The following is a 15,397-nucleotide window of genomic DNA, read 5'->3' on the forward strand; positions in this document are numbered from 1 at the left end:
CAGTTTTGATAATGAGCACTGTGCAAGCTCGGCGGTCGAAAGATCGTCGGTTCAAAGTTGCCGTGCTATTGTCTGGCGCGCTTCTAAAAGGCGCCCGCCGACAGGCGGGAATGACGCAATTTGGGCGGGGCTGACGATATCCGTTAGCTCTGTTTGCCGGACGATAGAGTATCCGCCTTGTTAAGGGCGGCGCCCATGTTCAGGTCGTGCGCCTGACAATCTAAAAGGGAAGAGGCGATGATGCCGGCTTGAAGACTACGGCTCGTTGCCGTCCGACTGCAGCAGGCTTTGCCACTGGGTATGGGAAAAAGCCAAACCCCGGTCGGAAAAATAGTCCGCGGCATTGTCCACCGCATCCTGTAACAAAGCCGACACATAAAGTTCGGCCTGTTCCGAATGCAACATTTTCTCCGGTACGGCAGACTCGATATAGAGCACGCCCTCGGTACTGGAAAAACGCGTCATGCGCATGCCTTTAAAATCGGGTTTGTGCGTTTTGCCCGGCAGCAGCAGCGTCAGGTCAACAGCCATTCCTCCATTATTTTCCAATGTCTTGCGCGCTTTTGCCAGACGCAGCGCCATCGTCATAATTGCCTTGTCGATGGCGCTGCCTTCCAGTTCCCGGCTGCCGATCACCGCGTTTAGATAGATACTCATCCGGTACTCCTACAGGTTGATCTGAATTTAATCGTTTGGTAGGAGCATAACTAGCAAGTTGAGTGCCATGGCCGGAAAGCCGGCAGCCCATACGAGACAGACCCTGTATGCGGGTTGCCGGCCGGCTGTAAGCACAAGGCGCAAGCCGTGCAGGAACCGGCGCTTTCGGTAGTTATTCGTCTTTACCTTTTAAATTGCCCGCATGCAGGCCGCATTCTTTTTTGGCCCCCGATTCCCACCACCAGCGGCCGGTTCGTTCGTGCTGGTTGGGCAGGATGGGGCGCGTGCAGGGCTCGCAGCCGATACTGACGAAGCCTTTCTCGTGCAGTTCATTGTAGGGCACCTGCCAGGCTTCTATGTAATCCCACACCTGTGCCGACGTCCAGTTGGCCAGCGGGTTGAATTTAACCAGTGTGTGTTCCGGCGTGGAGAGCGCGGTATCGATTTGCACTTCGGGAATGGCTTGCCTCGTATCGGGGCTCTGGTCCTTGCGCTGGCCGGTAATCCAGGCATCCAGATGCGCGAGTTTGCGTTTTAAGGGCTCCACTTTGCGGATGCCGCAGCATTCCTGATGGCCGTCTTCGTAGAAGCTGAACAGGCCCTTGCTTTTGACGAAGCGGTCCAGTATGTCCCGGTCCGGGGTCAACAGCTCAATGTCGATCTGGTAATGCTTTCTGACTTTCTCGATGAAACGGTAGGTTTCAGGATGCAGGCGGCCGGTATCGAGCGAGAAAACCGGTATGTCCGGCCTGATCTTGACGGCCATGTCGATCAGCACGACATCTTCGGCGCCGCTGAAGGAAATGGCAATGTTGTCGAACAGCTCCAGGGCTTTTTTGAGGATGGCGCGCGGGTTTTTCTGCGCCAGCTCGGTTTGTAAGGTCTCGATATTGAATGCGGTCATGTTGGTCGGTTTAACGTCAGCTTTGCGCGAAATAGTGTTTTAAAAACTCGTCAAAAGGCAGTTGGTCGCGGCTTTCGATTTCTTTTTGTTTGGCCAGCGATTGCTCGGCAAGTTCATTGAATTGCGCGGTATTGCGGTCATCCAGCTTGCGTTGCCGGAAGTACTGTTCATGCTCGGCCGATTTGTTCAGCGAGAAGCAGCCGAATTCCTGGTGCTGCTGCCCCATGTGCTCCAGTATGCGCGCCGAGGCGGTCAGGTCGGGATTGTCGACGATTGCTTGCTGCTGCTTCAGGGCCTGGCTGTAGGGTTTGTTTGCATCGTCGCCGTCCAGGATCTCGCAAATCGGCCACATGTCTTCCAGGATTTCGCTGGCCCAGTCCCGTAAAGGCATGGTTCGCTCGTCTCTGTTCAGTTCCAGTCCGGGCTTTCTGCCGAATTGCGCCACAGCCAGCTGATTGGCATTGTTGATCTGCTGATCCTGTTCCGATTTCAGCGGGCTGTCTTTCAACAGGCAGGTCAGCAGCAGCGCCTCTATGAAGCGGGCTTTGTCTTCGTCGATGCCGATAGGGTTGAAGACATCCAGGTCAAGCGAGCGCATTTCCACGTAACGGACGCCGCGGCGCTTGAGCGCCAGTGTCGGTTTTTCGCCGGATTCGGCAATCTGTTTAGGCCGGATCGTACTGTAGAACTCGTTCTCGATCTGCAGGATATTGCTGCTCAGCTGCAGGTATTGCCCGTCCACGACCGTGCCGATTTGTTCGTATTCCGGATAGGGTGTGGCGATGGCCTGGCTCAGGCTGGCGACATAACCGGCCAGCGAATTGTAATCAATCCGCAAGTTAGCCTGATTTTTGCTTTTATAGCCGATATCGCTCATGCGTAATGAGGTGGCATAAGGATGATACAGGGTGCCCGGGTCGAATTCCTCAAACCCGTCCATCAGGGACGGGCGGCTTTTGAAGAAACTTTTGCAGATGGCGGGCGAGGCGCCGAACAGATACAGGATCAGCCAACCCCGGCGCTGAAAATTTCTGATCAATGCGAAATAGGACTCGGATATGAAGTGTTCCAGGCTGGCATCCGGATTTTCCTGCGCGTACAGAACAGGCCACAAGGCTTCGGGCACGGAATAGTTGAAGTGGATGCCGGCAATGGATTGCATGGTCCTGCCATAGCGATGCCACAGGCCGTGCCGGTAGATATGCTTCATGCGGCCGATGTTGGATGAGCCGTATTGGGCAATCGGTATGCTTTCATCGCCGTCGATGCCGCAGGGCATGCTCGCGGCCAGCAGCATTTCGTTGTCCAGGTTGTCATAAACAAACTGGTGCGTTTTGTCCAGAAATGCCAGCGAGTCCTTGATGTCGGTAAACGGCGGCGTGATCAATTCAATGAGGGCTTCGGAATAATCCGTCGTGATATACGGATGGGTCAGGGCGGACCCCAATGCTTTCGGATGCGGGGTTTGCGCGATGAAGCCGTCTTTGGCTATGCGAAGGCTTTCCTTTTCGATGCCTTTAAATCCCCCGCGGAGCAGTTGCTGTTGGCCGTTTTCCAGAATCTGGACCAGGCGTGTTGAAAGCTTATTATTCAAATGAGTCATAGATTGGGCGTCTGTACCCTGCAGTCCTGATATAATCGGTCTATTATAGAAGGTATTAACTGATTGAAGAAATATTATCGCAGTGAAGGAAGCCGTGCACAGCAAGCCCATTGAAATACTCAAAACAATTTTCGGCTATGACCGTTTCAGGGGGCAGCAGCAGGCGGTTATCGAGCAATTAATCGCCGGGCAGGACGCTCTGGTCCTGATGCCGACCGGGGGCGGCAAGTCGTTATGCTATCAGATTCCGGCCCTGATCAGGACCGGTGTCGGCATCGTCATTTCGCCGCTGATCGCGTTGATGCAGGATCAGGTCAGCGCCTTGCTTCAGGTCGGCGTGAAAGCCGCTTTTCTCAATTCGACTCTAGCGCAGGATGACGTGCGCATTATCGAGCAGCAGTTGCTGAATGATGAGCTCGACTTACTTTATATCGCCCCGGAAAGACTGACGTCGGCGCGCACATTGGCGCTGTTCGAGCGCCTTAATATAGCCCTGTTCGCCATTGATGAAGCGCATTGCGTGTCGCAATGGGGGCATGATTTTCGCGCCGATTACCTGCAGTTGTCGATGCTGCATGAGCGTTTCCCCGCTATTCCGCGCATCGCGCTGACCGCAACGGCCGATGAGAAGACCCGGCAGGAGATCATGCTGCGTCTGGGACTGGAACAGGCGCGGCTGTTCCAAAGCGGCTTCGACCGGCCCAATATCCGTTACCGGATTGTACAGAAGCAGAACGCCCGGCAGCAGTTGCTCGATTTTATTCGGGCCGAGCACGCCGGCGATGCCGGTATCGTTTATTGCCTGTCGCGCAAGAAAGTCGAGGCCACGGCCGAATGGCTCAGAACCAAGGGCATCAATGCGCTGCCGTATCATGCCGGCATGGCCGCGAACCTTCGGCAACAGCACCAGCACCGATTTTTGATGGAGGACGGTCTCGTGATCGTTGCCACGATCGCTTTCGGCATGGGCATCGATAAGCCGAACGTGCGTTTTGTCGCGCATCTGGACTTGCCTAAAAGCGTCGAGGCGTATTATCAGGAAACCGGCCGGGCGGGGCGCGACGGACTGCCCGCCGATGCCTGGATGGCTTATGGCCTGCAGGATGTCATTACGCTACGGCAAATGCTGGCCGATTCCAATGCCGACGAAGCGCACAAACGTGTCGAATACCATAAGCTCGAATCGATGCTGGCTTTATGCGAGCAAGTGCATTGCCGCCGACAATCGTTGTTAAGCTATTTCGGCGACACGCTAGCGCAACCCTGCGGCAATTGCGACACCTGCCTGGAGCCGGTGGAGACCTGGGACGGCACGTTGGCCGCGCAGCAGGCATTGTCGTGCATTTATCGCACCGAGCAGCGCTTCGGCGTCAATTACCTGATCGATGTGTTGCTCGGCAAGGACAATGAGCGGATCAAAAGCTTTGGCCATCACCTGCAATCGACTTTCGGCATCGGCAAGGAGCTGGACGAAAGCCAGTGGCGTTCGGTATTTCGGCAATTGGTTGCCCGAGGGCTGGTGGCGGTCGATTTTGACGGCTACGGCGCCTTCAAGCTGACGGAGGCCTGTCGTCCGATTTTGCGCGGCGAACAGCAGTTGATGCTGCGCAAGGATTTAAAGCCGCAGAAGTTAAAACGCCGCAAAGGCGAAAGCCGGCAGTTTGGCGACAGCCAGGACGCCTTGCTGTGGAATGCGTTGCGCGCCAAACGCCGCGAGCTGGCCGATGCGCAGGATGTGCCGCCGTATGTTATTTTCCATGACGCCACATTGATGGCCATGCTGGAAGCCAAGCCCATGACACATCAGCAACTGGGCTTGTTGTCGGGCGTCGGCGAACGCAAGCTGGAGCTGTATGGCGATGAATTCCTGGCCGTGATCAGCGAATTTGCCGAAGTTAAAAATCAGGGGCCAATCGATTTATCCGATACCATGGCCGAATCGGTGGCTTTGTTCAGGCTGGGTTACAGCGTGGAACAGATTGCCCGGCAGCGGGAACTGCAGGAGACCACCATTTATAACCATTTGGCCGAGTCCCTGGAACAAGGGCTGTTGGCGCTGTCCGAGGTCGTTGATTTGCCGGAGCCGGAAATCAGGCTTATAGAGGATGCGTTTATCAGTTTACCGGAAGACCGGAAAAACGCGCTCAAGCCCGTTTATGAGCTGTTCGGCGGCCAGTACAATTACGGTATTCTGCGCTGTGTCAGGGCTGCCCTGTTGTATCAATCCCTTTTGTAGCGGCAAGGTGATAACCAGGCGAACCTTGTGACCTGGCTAAGTTTTTGATAGATTTGTCGGCTATCGTACTTTTCCCATCCTCATCCTGACCACATGATAAATCCAACAGCGCCAGATCCACTGACAAATAAATCGACCATCACCTGCGAAAACTGTAACCTGGATAACATATGCATCCCTAAAGGGTTGACCAGTTCCGAAATCGGTGAGCTTGGTTTACTGGTCAACCGGAACAATATCCGCCGGAAAGGGGAGGCCATCTATCATGCCGGCAGCCCGTTCAGAGGCATCATTGCCTTGCGCTCCGGCAGCGCGAAACTGCTCAGTTTCGATCAAAGCGGCAACGAGATGGTCGTTGATTTTATTCTGCCGGGCGAGTTGCTGGGGTTTGACGGCATGTCGTCACAAACTCATAACTGCACGGCCATCGCATTGGAAACCGTGAATTACTGCCATCTGCCGGCCCATAAAATTGAAGTGCTGGCCGTCAAAACACCGGGCTTGAGTCAAGTGCTGCTGCAACGGACCTGCGACCAGTTCGACAGCCAGGTACAAAAGATGATGCTTAGCCGACGGTCCGCGGAAGCGCGCGTGGCCTGTTTTATCCTGCATATTTCAGAACGGCTCAGAATGCGGGGCTACTCAGAGCTGGAATTCCGTTTGAGCATGTCGCGCGAGGAAATAGGCAATTATCTGGGGATCGCGCATGAAACGGTCAGTCGTATCATTCATCATTTTCAGTCACGACAGTTGATTGAAGTCAAATCCAAGCAATTGAAAATCATCGATAAAAAAAGGCTGTTTAGCTTTTATACGGAATAATCGCTAAACAGCCCAAAGCTCGTCGGATCTAAAAATTAGTAATTCTATGTAGGTAGAACTTAGGCAAATATGCTGCGTGAGAGGAATATTCAGCAATATTGCGCTAAGAGCGAGGCTATTTAAACAAACTTTGCTACATTAAAGTTGAGCTAGATCAAGAAATTGTTTGTTTGATAAATTGAAGCGTTGAATTTGTTATGAACGCATGGGTCGGACAACGCGTAGGGGCGCCCTTGGCGCGTTGGCCGCGTTCAATAACGCGGCGGCAGTCTGCTGACTGAGGATAATTTCCATGGCGATGGATTGGCGCTTGCTTCGATGGCATCTTCGATCTTGTCGTCCAGATCAGAAAAAAAGTCCAGGCCGGTTTGCGCTTCTATATGATCGACAGACGTCACGAATTGCATCAAAGGTTCCTTGCCTTTGACCGTCTGCGGTATTAAAAAGCCCAGTGCGACAGGGCGGGCGCCGGGACGGGGTTCGGCAATATAAATCTTGTAAAAGGCGTCCGGTATTTCCACTGTCCAGGCCGACGGTAATCGCTCGACGGTTCCGGTGAATACCGGTCCTGTAATCACCCAGACTTTGCCGAATATTTTGGCGAAATGCTGGATTTCGACTTCCTCCAGGCGCTGCCAGACGCGCTGGTTCAGTTTGGACTTTTGCGGGCTGATGTTGGTCATCAAAAAGCTGTCCGCTTGCGCCTGTTTGCCGTACAGGCGGCTGATGGCGTAATTCGGCGCCATATGACCACGGTCGTAGCCGCTCTGCAGATAGCTGTCATGACTGACACGGTTAATACTGCGCCAGTCCGTTTCGAAACGGTTGGGGCGTTTTAATGACGGCGTGTCTTCAGGGGCAGGGGTGAGCGCGTATTCCACCCATAAAGGATTGCCGCGCAAATCCGAGTAACCCAAAATAAATCCGTCATTGCGCAATATCCGGAACCAGGTCTCGTGGTTTGTCGCATCCAAGGGCTCGGGAGTACCTTGAAACAGCAGCGCCGGGCGGGCGATTTTGACTTCATAAGCATAGCCGCCCGCCCCGACTGCGATTATCAACAGCAACAGAACGGGATGCTTGCGGCCAAGGCGAAATAGGATCGGCAGTAATATAAGCCAGTTTAGGGTCTGTTTTTTTCTGCGCATGGCGAAGGATATTGTAAAAATCTATTACAGGGGTAAAGCTTCAGCGAGTGTAAAGAAAGATTAAGCCAGGGCTTCTGCGATCGGCTTGTTACTGAACTGATAGTGGTGTTTTAAACAATGGTCCAGCCATTTTTGCAGAAAATAGTTCAAGCGCCATTTGTAATTCATGATTTCCTGGCTCAATCCCGGGTCTTTAAAGGTTTGCGGCACGCTTTCGCGCGCATGGTCGCTCAATACTTCCGCGAGTTGAGCATCAAGATAAATCCTTATTTTTACGGCAGGCTCCAGAAGTTCATTGGGACTTTTCCTGAAGCAATGGCTCAGGTCCACCGTCATGGTGTACGGTGTGCGTTCGATGATTTCCAGATGCAGCGTCGATTTGTCAGGTGCGAGGCCAATGGCTTTTTCCTTAAAAGCCAACAGATCGGGAATCAGCTGAAACAGTTTGTGGTAGTTGGAGGCACAGACTTGTTCCAGGCAGAATGACTTGTTGATTGGATTGAGAAAGCCCATAACGGATATCAATTTTCACTATAGCAGGCATAGGCGCTGGCCGTCTCCCATAGTACGACCTGGGCAACGTTAAAGCCTGCCTGTTTCAAATGTTGATAAATCATTTTACTCAGCACTTCGGCGGTAGGGTGTTCGGCCAGTGCGAGGAAACGCTCGTTATTTTCAACCAGCATGGGGATGATCGGATCATCCTGATGCAGTAGAAAATTATGATCAAGGTGCTGATCGATATAGCTTTCAACGCAGTCTTTGATATCGGAAAAATCACAGACCATGCCTTGCTCGTTAAGTTGCTCCCGTTGTATGGAGATCGAGGCTTTGACACTATGGCCATGCAGGTTTCGGCATTTGCCCGGATGATTCATTAACCGGTGGCCGTAGCAAAAATAGACCTCTTTGGTAATTGTAAACATAATTAAACAGCTGTAAGGGTTTTCAATGGCAAAGGAGACTAATCCCCTTTTATGCTTTTAATGGTAGCGGCAATTTCGTAGCGCTCGTTGTCGCGTTTGGTACTTCTGACCACCTCGATAAAAGCCGTCATCGGCGGCGTTACCGTATTTTGAGGGACTACATTGATCTCCATGGCTTTACCCGGGTCAAAAGGCCGGTCGGCGATAAATGATACGCCGGCACCGCTGATAGAGGTGCAGCGGCCGTGGTAATGTTCATTCGAGTCGGCCAGTTTATAGGTAATGTCACAGTCTACCTCCATGCGAATGTAGTTGCGTTTTTCATCATATTCCATCATATGATTTCCCCCTGCCAAATAGTATTGGTTGTTGTGTTTACTATGAGTCGCATAGCTTTAGCGGCGCAGTGTACTATAAAAAGTACACAGGTGCGTGATGATTTCTAGCGGGATTATTAAGGAACGTGAATTTTATAATTCCCGCAACTGACTTGTCTTTCCGTTCCTCTTCGGCGTTGCGCAAACAGTTACATAGCTGGCTATGCGCTTGTTTGCGCGCCTTGAATAGGAACAAAAATCCTGCCTCACTTGCGGGTCTTATTTCATTCCCGTTCCTAATTGAGTTGCGCTACTGGATATTAGTCTGAATTTATGTAATATGGTACACCAAACACAACTGGACTTGAGTATGATCGAATGACAAAAGCAACAATTCTTACAGGAATTACTACCACGGGTACGCCCCACTTGGGCAATTATGTCGGCGCCATCAGGCCGGCGATTGCAGCCAGCAAAGATCCTAATGTTTCGCCGTTTTATTTCCTTGCGGACTATCATGCACTGATTAAATGCCACGAGCCGGAGCGGGTCCGCCAATCCAGCCTGGAAATCGCCGCGACCTGGCTGGCCTTGGGGCTGGATACTTCAAACGCCGTGTTTTATCGGCAATCCGATGTGCCCGAGATTATGGAACTGACCTGGATGCTGACCTGTGTAACGGCAAAGGGATTGATGAACAGGGCGCATGCCTATAAGGCGGCGGTTGCCGAGAATGAGGAGGGCGGCGAGAAGGATCCCGACAAAGGCGTGACCATGGGCTTGTTCAGTTATCCGATTTTAATGGCCGCCGATATCCTGATGTTTAACGCGCACAAAGTGCCGGTCGGCAAAGACCAGATTCAACACATTGAAATGGCCAGGGATATCGCCGGACGGTTCAATCATCTTTACGGCGAGCATTTTGTCTTGCCCGAAGCCGTCATCGATGACAATGCCGCAACCCTGGCGGGGCTTGATGGACGCAAAATGAGCAAGAGTTATAACAATACCATTCCCTTGTTCGAGCCCGAGAAAAAATTAAGAAAGCTGATTAACAAAATCAAGACCAATTCCCAGGAACCCGGCGAACCCAAGGATCCGGAAACCTGTACACTTTTTAGCATTTACCGGGCCTTTGCCACGCCGTCGGAAGTGGTCCAGATTCGGCAGCGCTATGCGGACGGGATCGGATGGGGTGAGATGAAACAGATCTTGTTCGAATATATCAATCAGCAGGTTGCACCGGCGAGAGACCGCTATGAGGCTTTGATGCAGGCGCCGGAGCATATTGAACAGCAATTGCGGGAAGGCGCCGAAAAAGCGCGTGAGATCAGCGTGCCTTTTATCAAGGAATTGCGCCAGGCCGTCGGTATTTCACGGATATCGGCGTGAAACGGACAAGCTTCAGCGGCTGGCTCAGTCAGGCTTTATGGCTGATCAGCCGCACGCCTCTGATCTGGATCGGATACATGCTGTTTATCGCGCTACTGTTAGGCGTCGGGCGTATATCGCTGGCTCTGGGGGTTTTTCTGTCGGTGACGAGTCTGTTTGTCGGCGTCGGCATGGCAAAATATACCGATTTGAAAAATTCGGCCGGACATTCGGTCGGCTTTTATTGGGCTGTCAATAAAAGCCTGCCGTTGGCCGTGCTGGCGGCTGTCAGCATCCTGATTTGCTGGTTTGTGTTCAGACTGGTTGCCAATGTTTATACCGGGGAATGGGAGAAAATAGTCCAGTTCTTCTTTTATTGGGAGTTGACGCCTGAAAACATGGCCGATAAATCATTGCGCCAGCTGGCGGGGTGGCTTTATTCCTCGGCAATCGTGACGCTTATTTTTGTGCTGTTGATGCTGACCACGTTTGCCAGTTGGTTCAGTTACCCGTTGATGCTGTTTAAGGACTATACCTGGAGCCAGGCAAAGGTACAGGGCAATAAGGCCGTGACCCGGCACCAGAATGCTATGTATAAACTGTTGGGGTTCGTGTTTGTCGTGGTGTTCATCGGCGGCGGTATGATGCCTTTGCTGACGCCGTTTTTATATGTATTGGTTTCAACGCTGATGTATGTCTCTTATCGGACAATTTTTGAGCCTGAATAGGGAACGTCAAGCATTTCCGGGAAAGCTCTGCAACAATGTCTCCACATTGTCGGCGGGCAATTCAATCAGCAGTTTAATCTGTTCGGCAAAATCCTGTTCCACAATCCGGCCATCGAGTTTTTTCAGTTGATATTCGAGCGGCTGCATTTGGCTGTAATCCAGCGTTAATCGGATTTTGGCCTGTTCCACATACGGATGGATTTCCGCTGCCTCAATCACGCTTTTGGCGCTATTGCCGTAAGCCCGCGTCAATCCGCCCGCGCCCAGTTTGATACCGCCGAAATAGCGGATCACGGCACTCAATACATTGATCAGTTGCTTGCCTTCAATATGCTGGAAAATCGGCTTTCCGGCCGTGCCGGCGGGTTCGCCCGCATCATGGAAGCGGCTGACGAAGCCTTGGCCGGTCTTGATGCGGTAAGCGAAAGCGATGTGATTGGCGTTGGGATGTTCGGCGTACAGTTTTTTAAGGTTTTGCACTGCCTCGTTTTCACTGTCGCACGGAACAATCACGCCGATGAAGCGGGATTTTTTCATGGTATCTTCTATTGTTCGTGTCGATTTGACACAATGCATGGCTGGCTCTCATTAATTGGCGACGACTTATGATAACAATTCAGCCGCATGCATCGGAAACAATTCGGCACCAGATTGACCGTATGGTACTGATCAAGGAATTTAAAACGTTTTTACCGCAGGCATCGATAATTTTTGAAAAGGAAGCCTTAAAGCCGTTCGAATGCGATGGCCTGTCGGCTTATCGCTGTTTGCCCTGGCTGGTCGTGTTGCCCGAGACGATCGAGCAGATTCAGCGCATCGTGCGCTTCTGCTATCAATTGGGCGTGCCGGTAGTCGCCAGAGGCGCGGGCACGGGGTTGGCCGGCGGTGCTATGCCGCTGGCGAATGGTGTTTTGCTGAGTCTGGCCAAGCTTAACCGCATGCTTGAAATCGATATCGCCAACCGCCTGGCCGTCGTGCAGCCGGGCGTGCGCAATCTGGCCATTTCACAGGCGGTTGCGCCTTTCGGGCTGTATTATGCGCCGGATCCTTCGTCGCAGATTGCCTGCACGATCGGCGGCAATGTCGCTGAAAATTCGGGCGGCGTGCACTGCCTTAAGTACGGATTGACGACACATAATATTCTGCGCGTGAAAATGCTGACCATGGATGGCGAACTGGTCACTATCGGCTCGCATGGCCTGGACAGTGCCGGGCTGGATTTGCTGGCGTTAATGGTGGGCTCGGAGGGCATGCTGGGCATTATTGTTGAGGTAACGGTCAAGCTGTTGCCGATTCCGGAACAGGCGCAGGTTGTGCTGGCAGCTTTTGACGATATCGAAAAGGCCGGTCAGGCGGTTGCGGAAATTATTGCGGCCGGTTTGATTCCTGCCGGACTGGAGATGATGGACAAGGCGGCGATTCAGGCAGTCGAAGACTTTATTCATGCCGGTTACCCTAAAAACGCAGAGGCAATACTGCTATGCGAGTTGGATGGCACACGGCAGCAGGTCGAAGAAGAACTGGACAAAGCGGTGGCCTTGTTAACGGACAGCGGGGCGGTAGAGGTCAAGATTGCTCAATCGGAGCATGAAAGGCAAAAAATGTGGGCAGGCCGCAAGTCGGCATTTCCCGCGGCCGGACGTATGTCGCCGGATTATTATTGCATGGATGGTACGATCCCCAGGCGCTTTCTGGCAGAAATGCTGAAAAATATCAGTAGCTTATCTGAAAAATACGGCCTGGCCGTTGCGAATGTTTTTCATGCCGGCGACGGCAATCTGCATCCTTTGATTCTGTATAATGCCAATCATGAAGGGGAGCTGGAAAAAGCCGAGCAGCTTGGCGGCGAGATCCTGAAACTGAGCGTTGAATTAGGCGGAACGATTACCGGTGAACATGGGGTGGGTGTCGAGAAGATCAACCATATGTGTATTCAGTTTGCCGATAACGAACTCACTCAGTTTCATGCTGTAAAAAGTGCATTTGATGAAAAAGGCCTGCTTAATCCAGGCAAAGCGGTGCCTACATTGCATCGCTGTGCTGAATTCGGCGCGATGCATGTGCATCACGGCGAGGTGGCGCATCCCGAATTGGACAGATTCTGATGCGGTTGGCAGTCGCTATATGATTTGTGCCAGGCCAAAGGCGGCACCGTAAGTCAATATGAAATACAGGAAAGATAAAGTAATCGCGGCGGGAATATTAATGGATAGGGTGCATCGGATCAGATAGGTGATTAACGCATACTGCCATAAGGCCAGGCCGGCAAATGTGTAATAGCTTAAAGCGCTATCGGTGGTGGTTAGCCAGACTATCACCGGTACAAGAAAAATGGCGACTACGTTTTCAGTAAATAAAAAAGCGGTTGCGATTTGGATAAATACATACAGGGATTTGTTGATGAGCAGCATGGTCCCTATAAAGAGAAGGGTCAATCCTGTCTCCAGGGTAACTTCATAAAATGATTCGACAGGATCGTCGATCATATTCACCTGGATAAAAAATTCAACGATGTAATAGAACCAAAGATTTTTTTTAAAAAAATCAACCGACCTGGGCAGCGCAAGCGGGTTGCTTTGAAACCAGCAAAGCGCCAGGTATTGCTTTAAAATAGCCATGTATCCATAAGACGTAATGCAGGGGGTAATCTAATAAATTAGATTAATGTGTTAAATCCAATGAATCGGAATAGTCCGTGAATGACCGATCATTATAAGTGCCAAAATTATCGTTTAATAACTGAACCAGTTCTTTGGTTTTTTCGGTTAATTGAGATAAGCGGGCTTTTGTCTTTTTGTTCCAGCCGGCAGGCTCGGTAATCGGCAGTAACATGCGCGAAAAGGTCAGGTTTTTTTCAAATAGCTTGCCCAGATTTTCCATTAAATGAAGTTCTTTTTGTCTGGCATTTAATTGATGAATGATGAATTTAGCTTGCAGTTTGCTGATGAGTATATGCAGTGGGACTATGATTGCAATCAGGACCAGCAGGACCGCAGGGCCAATGATCGGATCTATCAATAAATCCAGAATTCCCATCTGTATTTCAGCGAAAATGGCGAAGGTGACAATAAATCCCAGGATCAGCAAAGTGGAAAAGTGCACGCGGTCTTTCCAGAGCGCAATGCTTTTTGTTACTTCCGGAATCACGACGTGGTCAATTTCCCTGATATTTTTTTCCAGGGAATGCAGCACACGGTATGAGCGGTCATACGCTACATTGATCATGCGCTGATCTATCGCGGCAAAACCGGCCTGGTTTTGAGGGTTGGCTGTACTTTCCACGGTGGAAAGTACAATAAATTGTCCGGTATTCAGGCCTAATCCCGACAGTTTTCTTTGCCAGGAAGAAATGATTTCATTGTTAAGCGCCGGATTCAGCGCTGCCGCGGGCTCATTGATGATGTAAACGAATTTATTGGAATCCTGATGACGGATGATGGTTTCGACGAGTTCGTCAACCAGCGGGTTTGCTGAATCAAACGTATCGGTAAAAATTAAAACCAGATCCGAGCATTCGATAACATGCCGCGTCAACAACGAAGCAACTGAATTGGGCGAGACGGCATTAATATTGGGCGCATCGATAAACAGCTTGCCTTTTAAGCGTTCACTGTTGAGGGTTTTTAATTCCAGGTAAGAGTTGATGCGGTCGCCTTCGCCTTCCTGTTGCTGTTCAATTTTACGGCTGATCTGGTAGAACGGATACCGGTGGTCAACATCCAGCGCCGTGCCTGGCAGGATGGTTGGTGTTGATTGATTGTTGTGCAACAGGACGGTAAATTTGTGGCTCGACGGTTGCAATCCGGAGAGCATGTATTCGGGGCCAATATAGTTGTTAATGAATCCGGATTTTGCGCTTGAGTTGCCGCCGATCAGACTGACGACAGGCCACCAGGAATCCTTGCAAGCTGTTGTCTCATCGTTGCTGAGCAGCCCTAAGTCGTATTCAATTTGATCAAGCTCATGAAAGACTTTTGCCGCTTTTTGTAATACCGGCTGGTCACTGGCAAAGTTCTTTTCAAGGTTGAGCAAATATTTGCTTACTGTTTTTTCAGCCATCAGATTGAAACCGTGTTTGTTAGTTTTTATAGTTCTATTAGAGTCGGAAAAGTATACACTCACATGAACCCGATGATACAAAAACAGTAAAAATATTAAAAGTATTTTATCGTTTCTAATGATTATGTATTTGCCTGCTAAAATAGACTGAATTTATAGTATATTGATAAATTAACTAATTGAGTCTCAACGGCAGTGTAAAGAATCGGATGACAAAATGGAACAATAAATGGGTCAATTTTCATGGCCGCATACTGGTTTTTATGATGGTTTTGTCAGGATGTGCGACACCTTTTTGGGGCTATGGTGAGAATAAGTTGTCGCGGGAAGAGTTTGGGCATTACGTGGAAGATGTGTTCCGTTTACAAAACAGCATTACCAGTGAGGTGATGATGTTAACGCTGGAAAATGATGGAGATTCGACACGCTATATGAAGAAGATACTGAAAGCAGAGAAGCATATGCATGAAATGTGCGCCCCTCTGAATGAATATGCATCCCGCGACAGCGAAGGGTTGCGCATTGGGCTGTATTTGCGCCGACAAGTAGAGCGGTCTGCTGTCGATTGTGAGCGGGCCGCCCGACAAGTGGAGTCGCTGTTTAAAGAATTGTAATGTTGCCGTGAG

General features: G+C 50.9%; 16 protein-coding genes. 6 read left to right on the plus strand and 10 right to left on the minus strand.

Going from position 1 to position 15,397, the window contains the following annotated elements; genetic code table 11:
• Positions 1-255: 255 nt before the first annotated feature.
• The 3 genes from EK22_RS16415 to gshA form a co-directional block, all read right to left on the minus strand.
• Positions 256-657 carry a hypothetical protein gene (locus EK22_RS16415; RefSeq protein ID WP_020158015.1) on the minus strand — a complete coding sequence of 134 codons (402 nt, stop codon included), beginning with the start codon at positions 655-657 and terminating at the stop codon, positions 256-258.
• Between the two features lie 172 nt (positions 658-829).
• The gene (locus EK22_RS16420; protein WP_020158014.1) at positions 830-1,561 is read right to left on the minus strand and encodes a phosphoadenylyl-sulfate reductase; all 732 of its coding nucleotides are present in this window, start codon (positions 1,559-1,561) and stop codon (positions 830-832) included.
• A gap of 16 nt (positions 1,562-1,577) precedes the next feature.
• Entirely contained in the window at positions 1,578-3,164 is a 1,587-nt protein-coding gene (gene gshA, locus EK22_RS16425; RefSeq protein ID WP_081917932.1) for a glutamate--cysteine ligase, read from the minus strand.
• An 82-nt stretch (positions 3,165-3,246) separates the two neighbouring features.
• On the opposite strand from gshA, the gene recQ reads away from it, so the two are divergent.
• Both recQ and EK22_RS16435 read left to right on the plus strand, forming a co-directional pair.
• Positions 3,247-5,400, plus strand: coding sequence for a DNA helicase RecQ (gene recQ / locus EK22_RS16430; RefSeq protein WP_081917933.1), 2,154 nt, complete (start codon positions 3,247-3,249; stop codon positions 5,398-5,400).
• 186 nt (positions 5,401-5,586) lie between these two features.
• Positions 5,587-6,222 carry a helix-turn-helix domain-containing protein gene (locus EK22_RS16435; protein ID WP_235209431.1) on the plus strand — a complete coding sequence of 212 codons (636 nt, stop codon included), beginning with the start codon at positions 5,587-5,589 and terminating at the stop codon, positions 6,220-6,222.
• Between the two features lie 251 nt (positions 6,223-6,473).
• Here EK22_RS16435 and EK22_RS16440 read toward each other — a convergent pair whose 3' ends face one another.
• The 4 genes from EK22_RS16440 to EK22_RS16455 are packed head-to-tail and all read right to left on the minus strand — an operon-like array spanning position 6,474 to position 8,634.
• Positions 6,474-7,370, minus strand: coding sequence for a DNA/RNA non-specific endonuclease (locus tag EK22_RS16440; RefSeq protein WP_020158010.1), 897 nt, complete (start codon positions 7,368-7,370; stop codon positions 6,474-6,476).
• 60 nt (positions 7,371-7,430) lie between these two features.
• Positions 7,431-7,883 (minus strand): DUF1249 domain-containing protein, encoded by a 453-nt coding sequence (locus EK22_RS16445; RefSeq protein WP_020158009.1) that lies wholly within the window; start codon positions 7,881-7,883, stop codon positions 7,431-7,433.
• An 8-nt stretch (positions 7,884-7,891) separates the two neighbouring features.
• The gene (locus tag EK22_RS16450) at positions 7,892-8,296 is read right to left on the minus strand and encodes a 6-pyruvoyl trahydropterin synthase family protein (RefSeq protein ID WP_020158008.1); all 405 of its coding nucleotides are present in this window, start codon (positions 8,294-8,296) and stop codon (positions 7,892-7,894) included.
• A 38-nt stretch (positions 8,297-8,334) separates the two neighbouring features.
• A complete protein-coding gene (locus tag EK22_RS16455; RefSeq protein ID WP_020158007.1) occupies positions 8,335-8,634 on the minus strand; it encodes a PilZ domain-containing protein in 300 nt (99 codons plus the stop codon).
• A 357-nt stretch (positions 8,635-8,991) separates the two neighbouring features.
• Here EK22_RS16455 and EK22_RS16460 point away from each other — a divergent pair, with 357 nt between their 5' ends.
• Positions 8,992-10,005 carry a tryptophan--tRNA ligase gene (locus tag EK22_RS16460; RefSeq protein ID WP_036252721.1) on the plus strand — a complete coding sequence of 338 codons (1,014 nt, stop codon included), beginning with the start codon at positions 8,992-8,994 and terminating at the stop codon, positions 10,003-10,005.
• Entirely contained in the window at positions 10,002-10,712 is a 711-nt protein-coding gene (locus EK22_RS16465; RefSeq protein WP_020158005.1) for a hypothetical protein, read from the plus strand. The genes EK22_RS16460 and EK22_RS16465 overlap by 4 nt, the downstream gene beginning before the upstream one ends.
• Before the next feature lie 6 nt (positions 10,713-10,718).
• Here the strand turns inward: EK22_RS16465 and EK22_RS16470 are convergent, their stop codons facing one another.
• A complete protein-coding gene (locus EK22_RS16470; RefSeq protein WP_036252723.1) occupies positions 10,719-11,288 on the minus strand; it encodes an IMPACT family protein in 570 nt (189 codons plus the stop codon).
• Between the two features lie 29 nt (positions 11,289-11,317).
• Between EK22_RS16470 and EK22_RS16475 the strand changes: the two genes are divergently transcribed.
• On the plus strand, positions 11,318-12,817 hold the full coding sequence (locus EK22_RS16475; protein WP_036252725.1) for an FAD-linked oxidase C-terminal domain-containing protein: 1,500 nt from the start codon (positions 11,318-11,320) through the stop codon (positions 12,815-12,817).
• Between the two features lie 15 nt (positions 12,818-12,832).
• Here the strand turns inward: EK22_RS16475 and EK22_RS16480 are convergent, their stop codons facing one another.
• Together EK22_RS16480 and EK22_RS16485 are read right to left on the minus strand one after the other, a co-directional pair.
• Positions 12,833-13,330: a hypothetical protein gene (locus tag EK22_RS16480; RefSeq protein WP_036252727.1), complete on the minus strand. Its 498-nt coding sequence runs from the start codon at positions 13,328-13,330 to the stop codon at positions 12,833-12,835.
• A gap of 43 nt (positions 13,331-13,373) precedes the next feature.
• Complete coding sequence (locus tag EK22_RS16485) at positions 13,374-14,771, minus strand: P-loop NTPase family protein (RefSeq protein WP_036252729.1); 1,398 nt, start codon at positions 14,769-14,771, stop codon at positions 13,374-13,376.
• 209 nt (positions 14,772-14,980) lie between these two features.
• Between EK22_RS16485 and EK22_RS16490 the strand changes: the two genes are divergently transcribed.
• Positions 14,981-15,385 carry a hypothetical protein gene (locus EK22_RS16490; protein WP_036252731.1) on the plus strand — a complete coding sequence of 135 codons (405 nt, stop codon included), beginning with the start codon at positions 14,981-14,983 and terminating at the stop codon, positions 15,383-15,385.
• Positions 15,386-15,397: the final 12 nt, after the last annotated feature.

It is taken from the genome of Methylobacter sp. BBA5.1 (genome assembly GCF_000746145.1).
Taxonomy (GTDB): Bacteria; Pseudomonadota; Gammaproteobacteria; order Methylococcales; family Methylomonadaceae; genus Methylobacter; species Methylobacter marinus.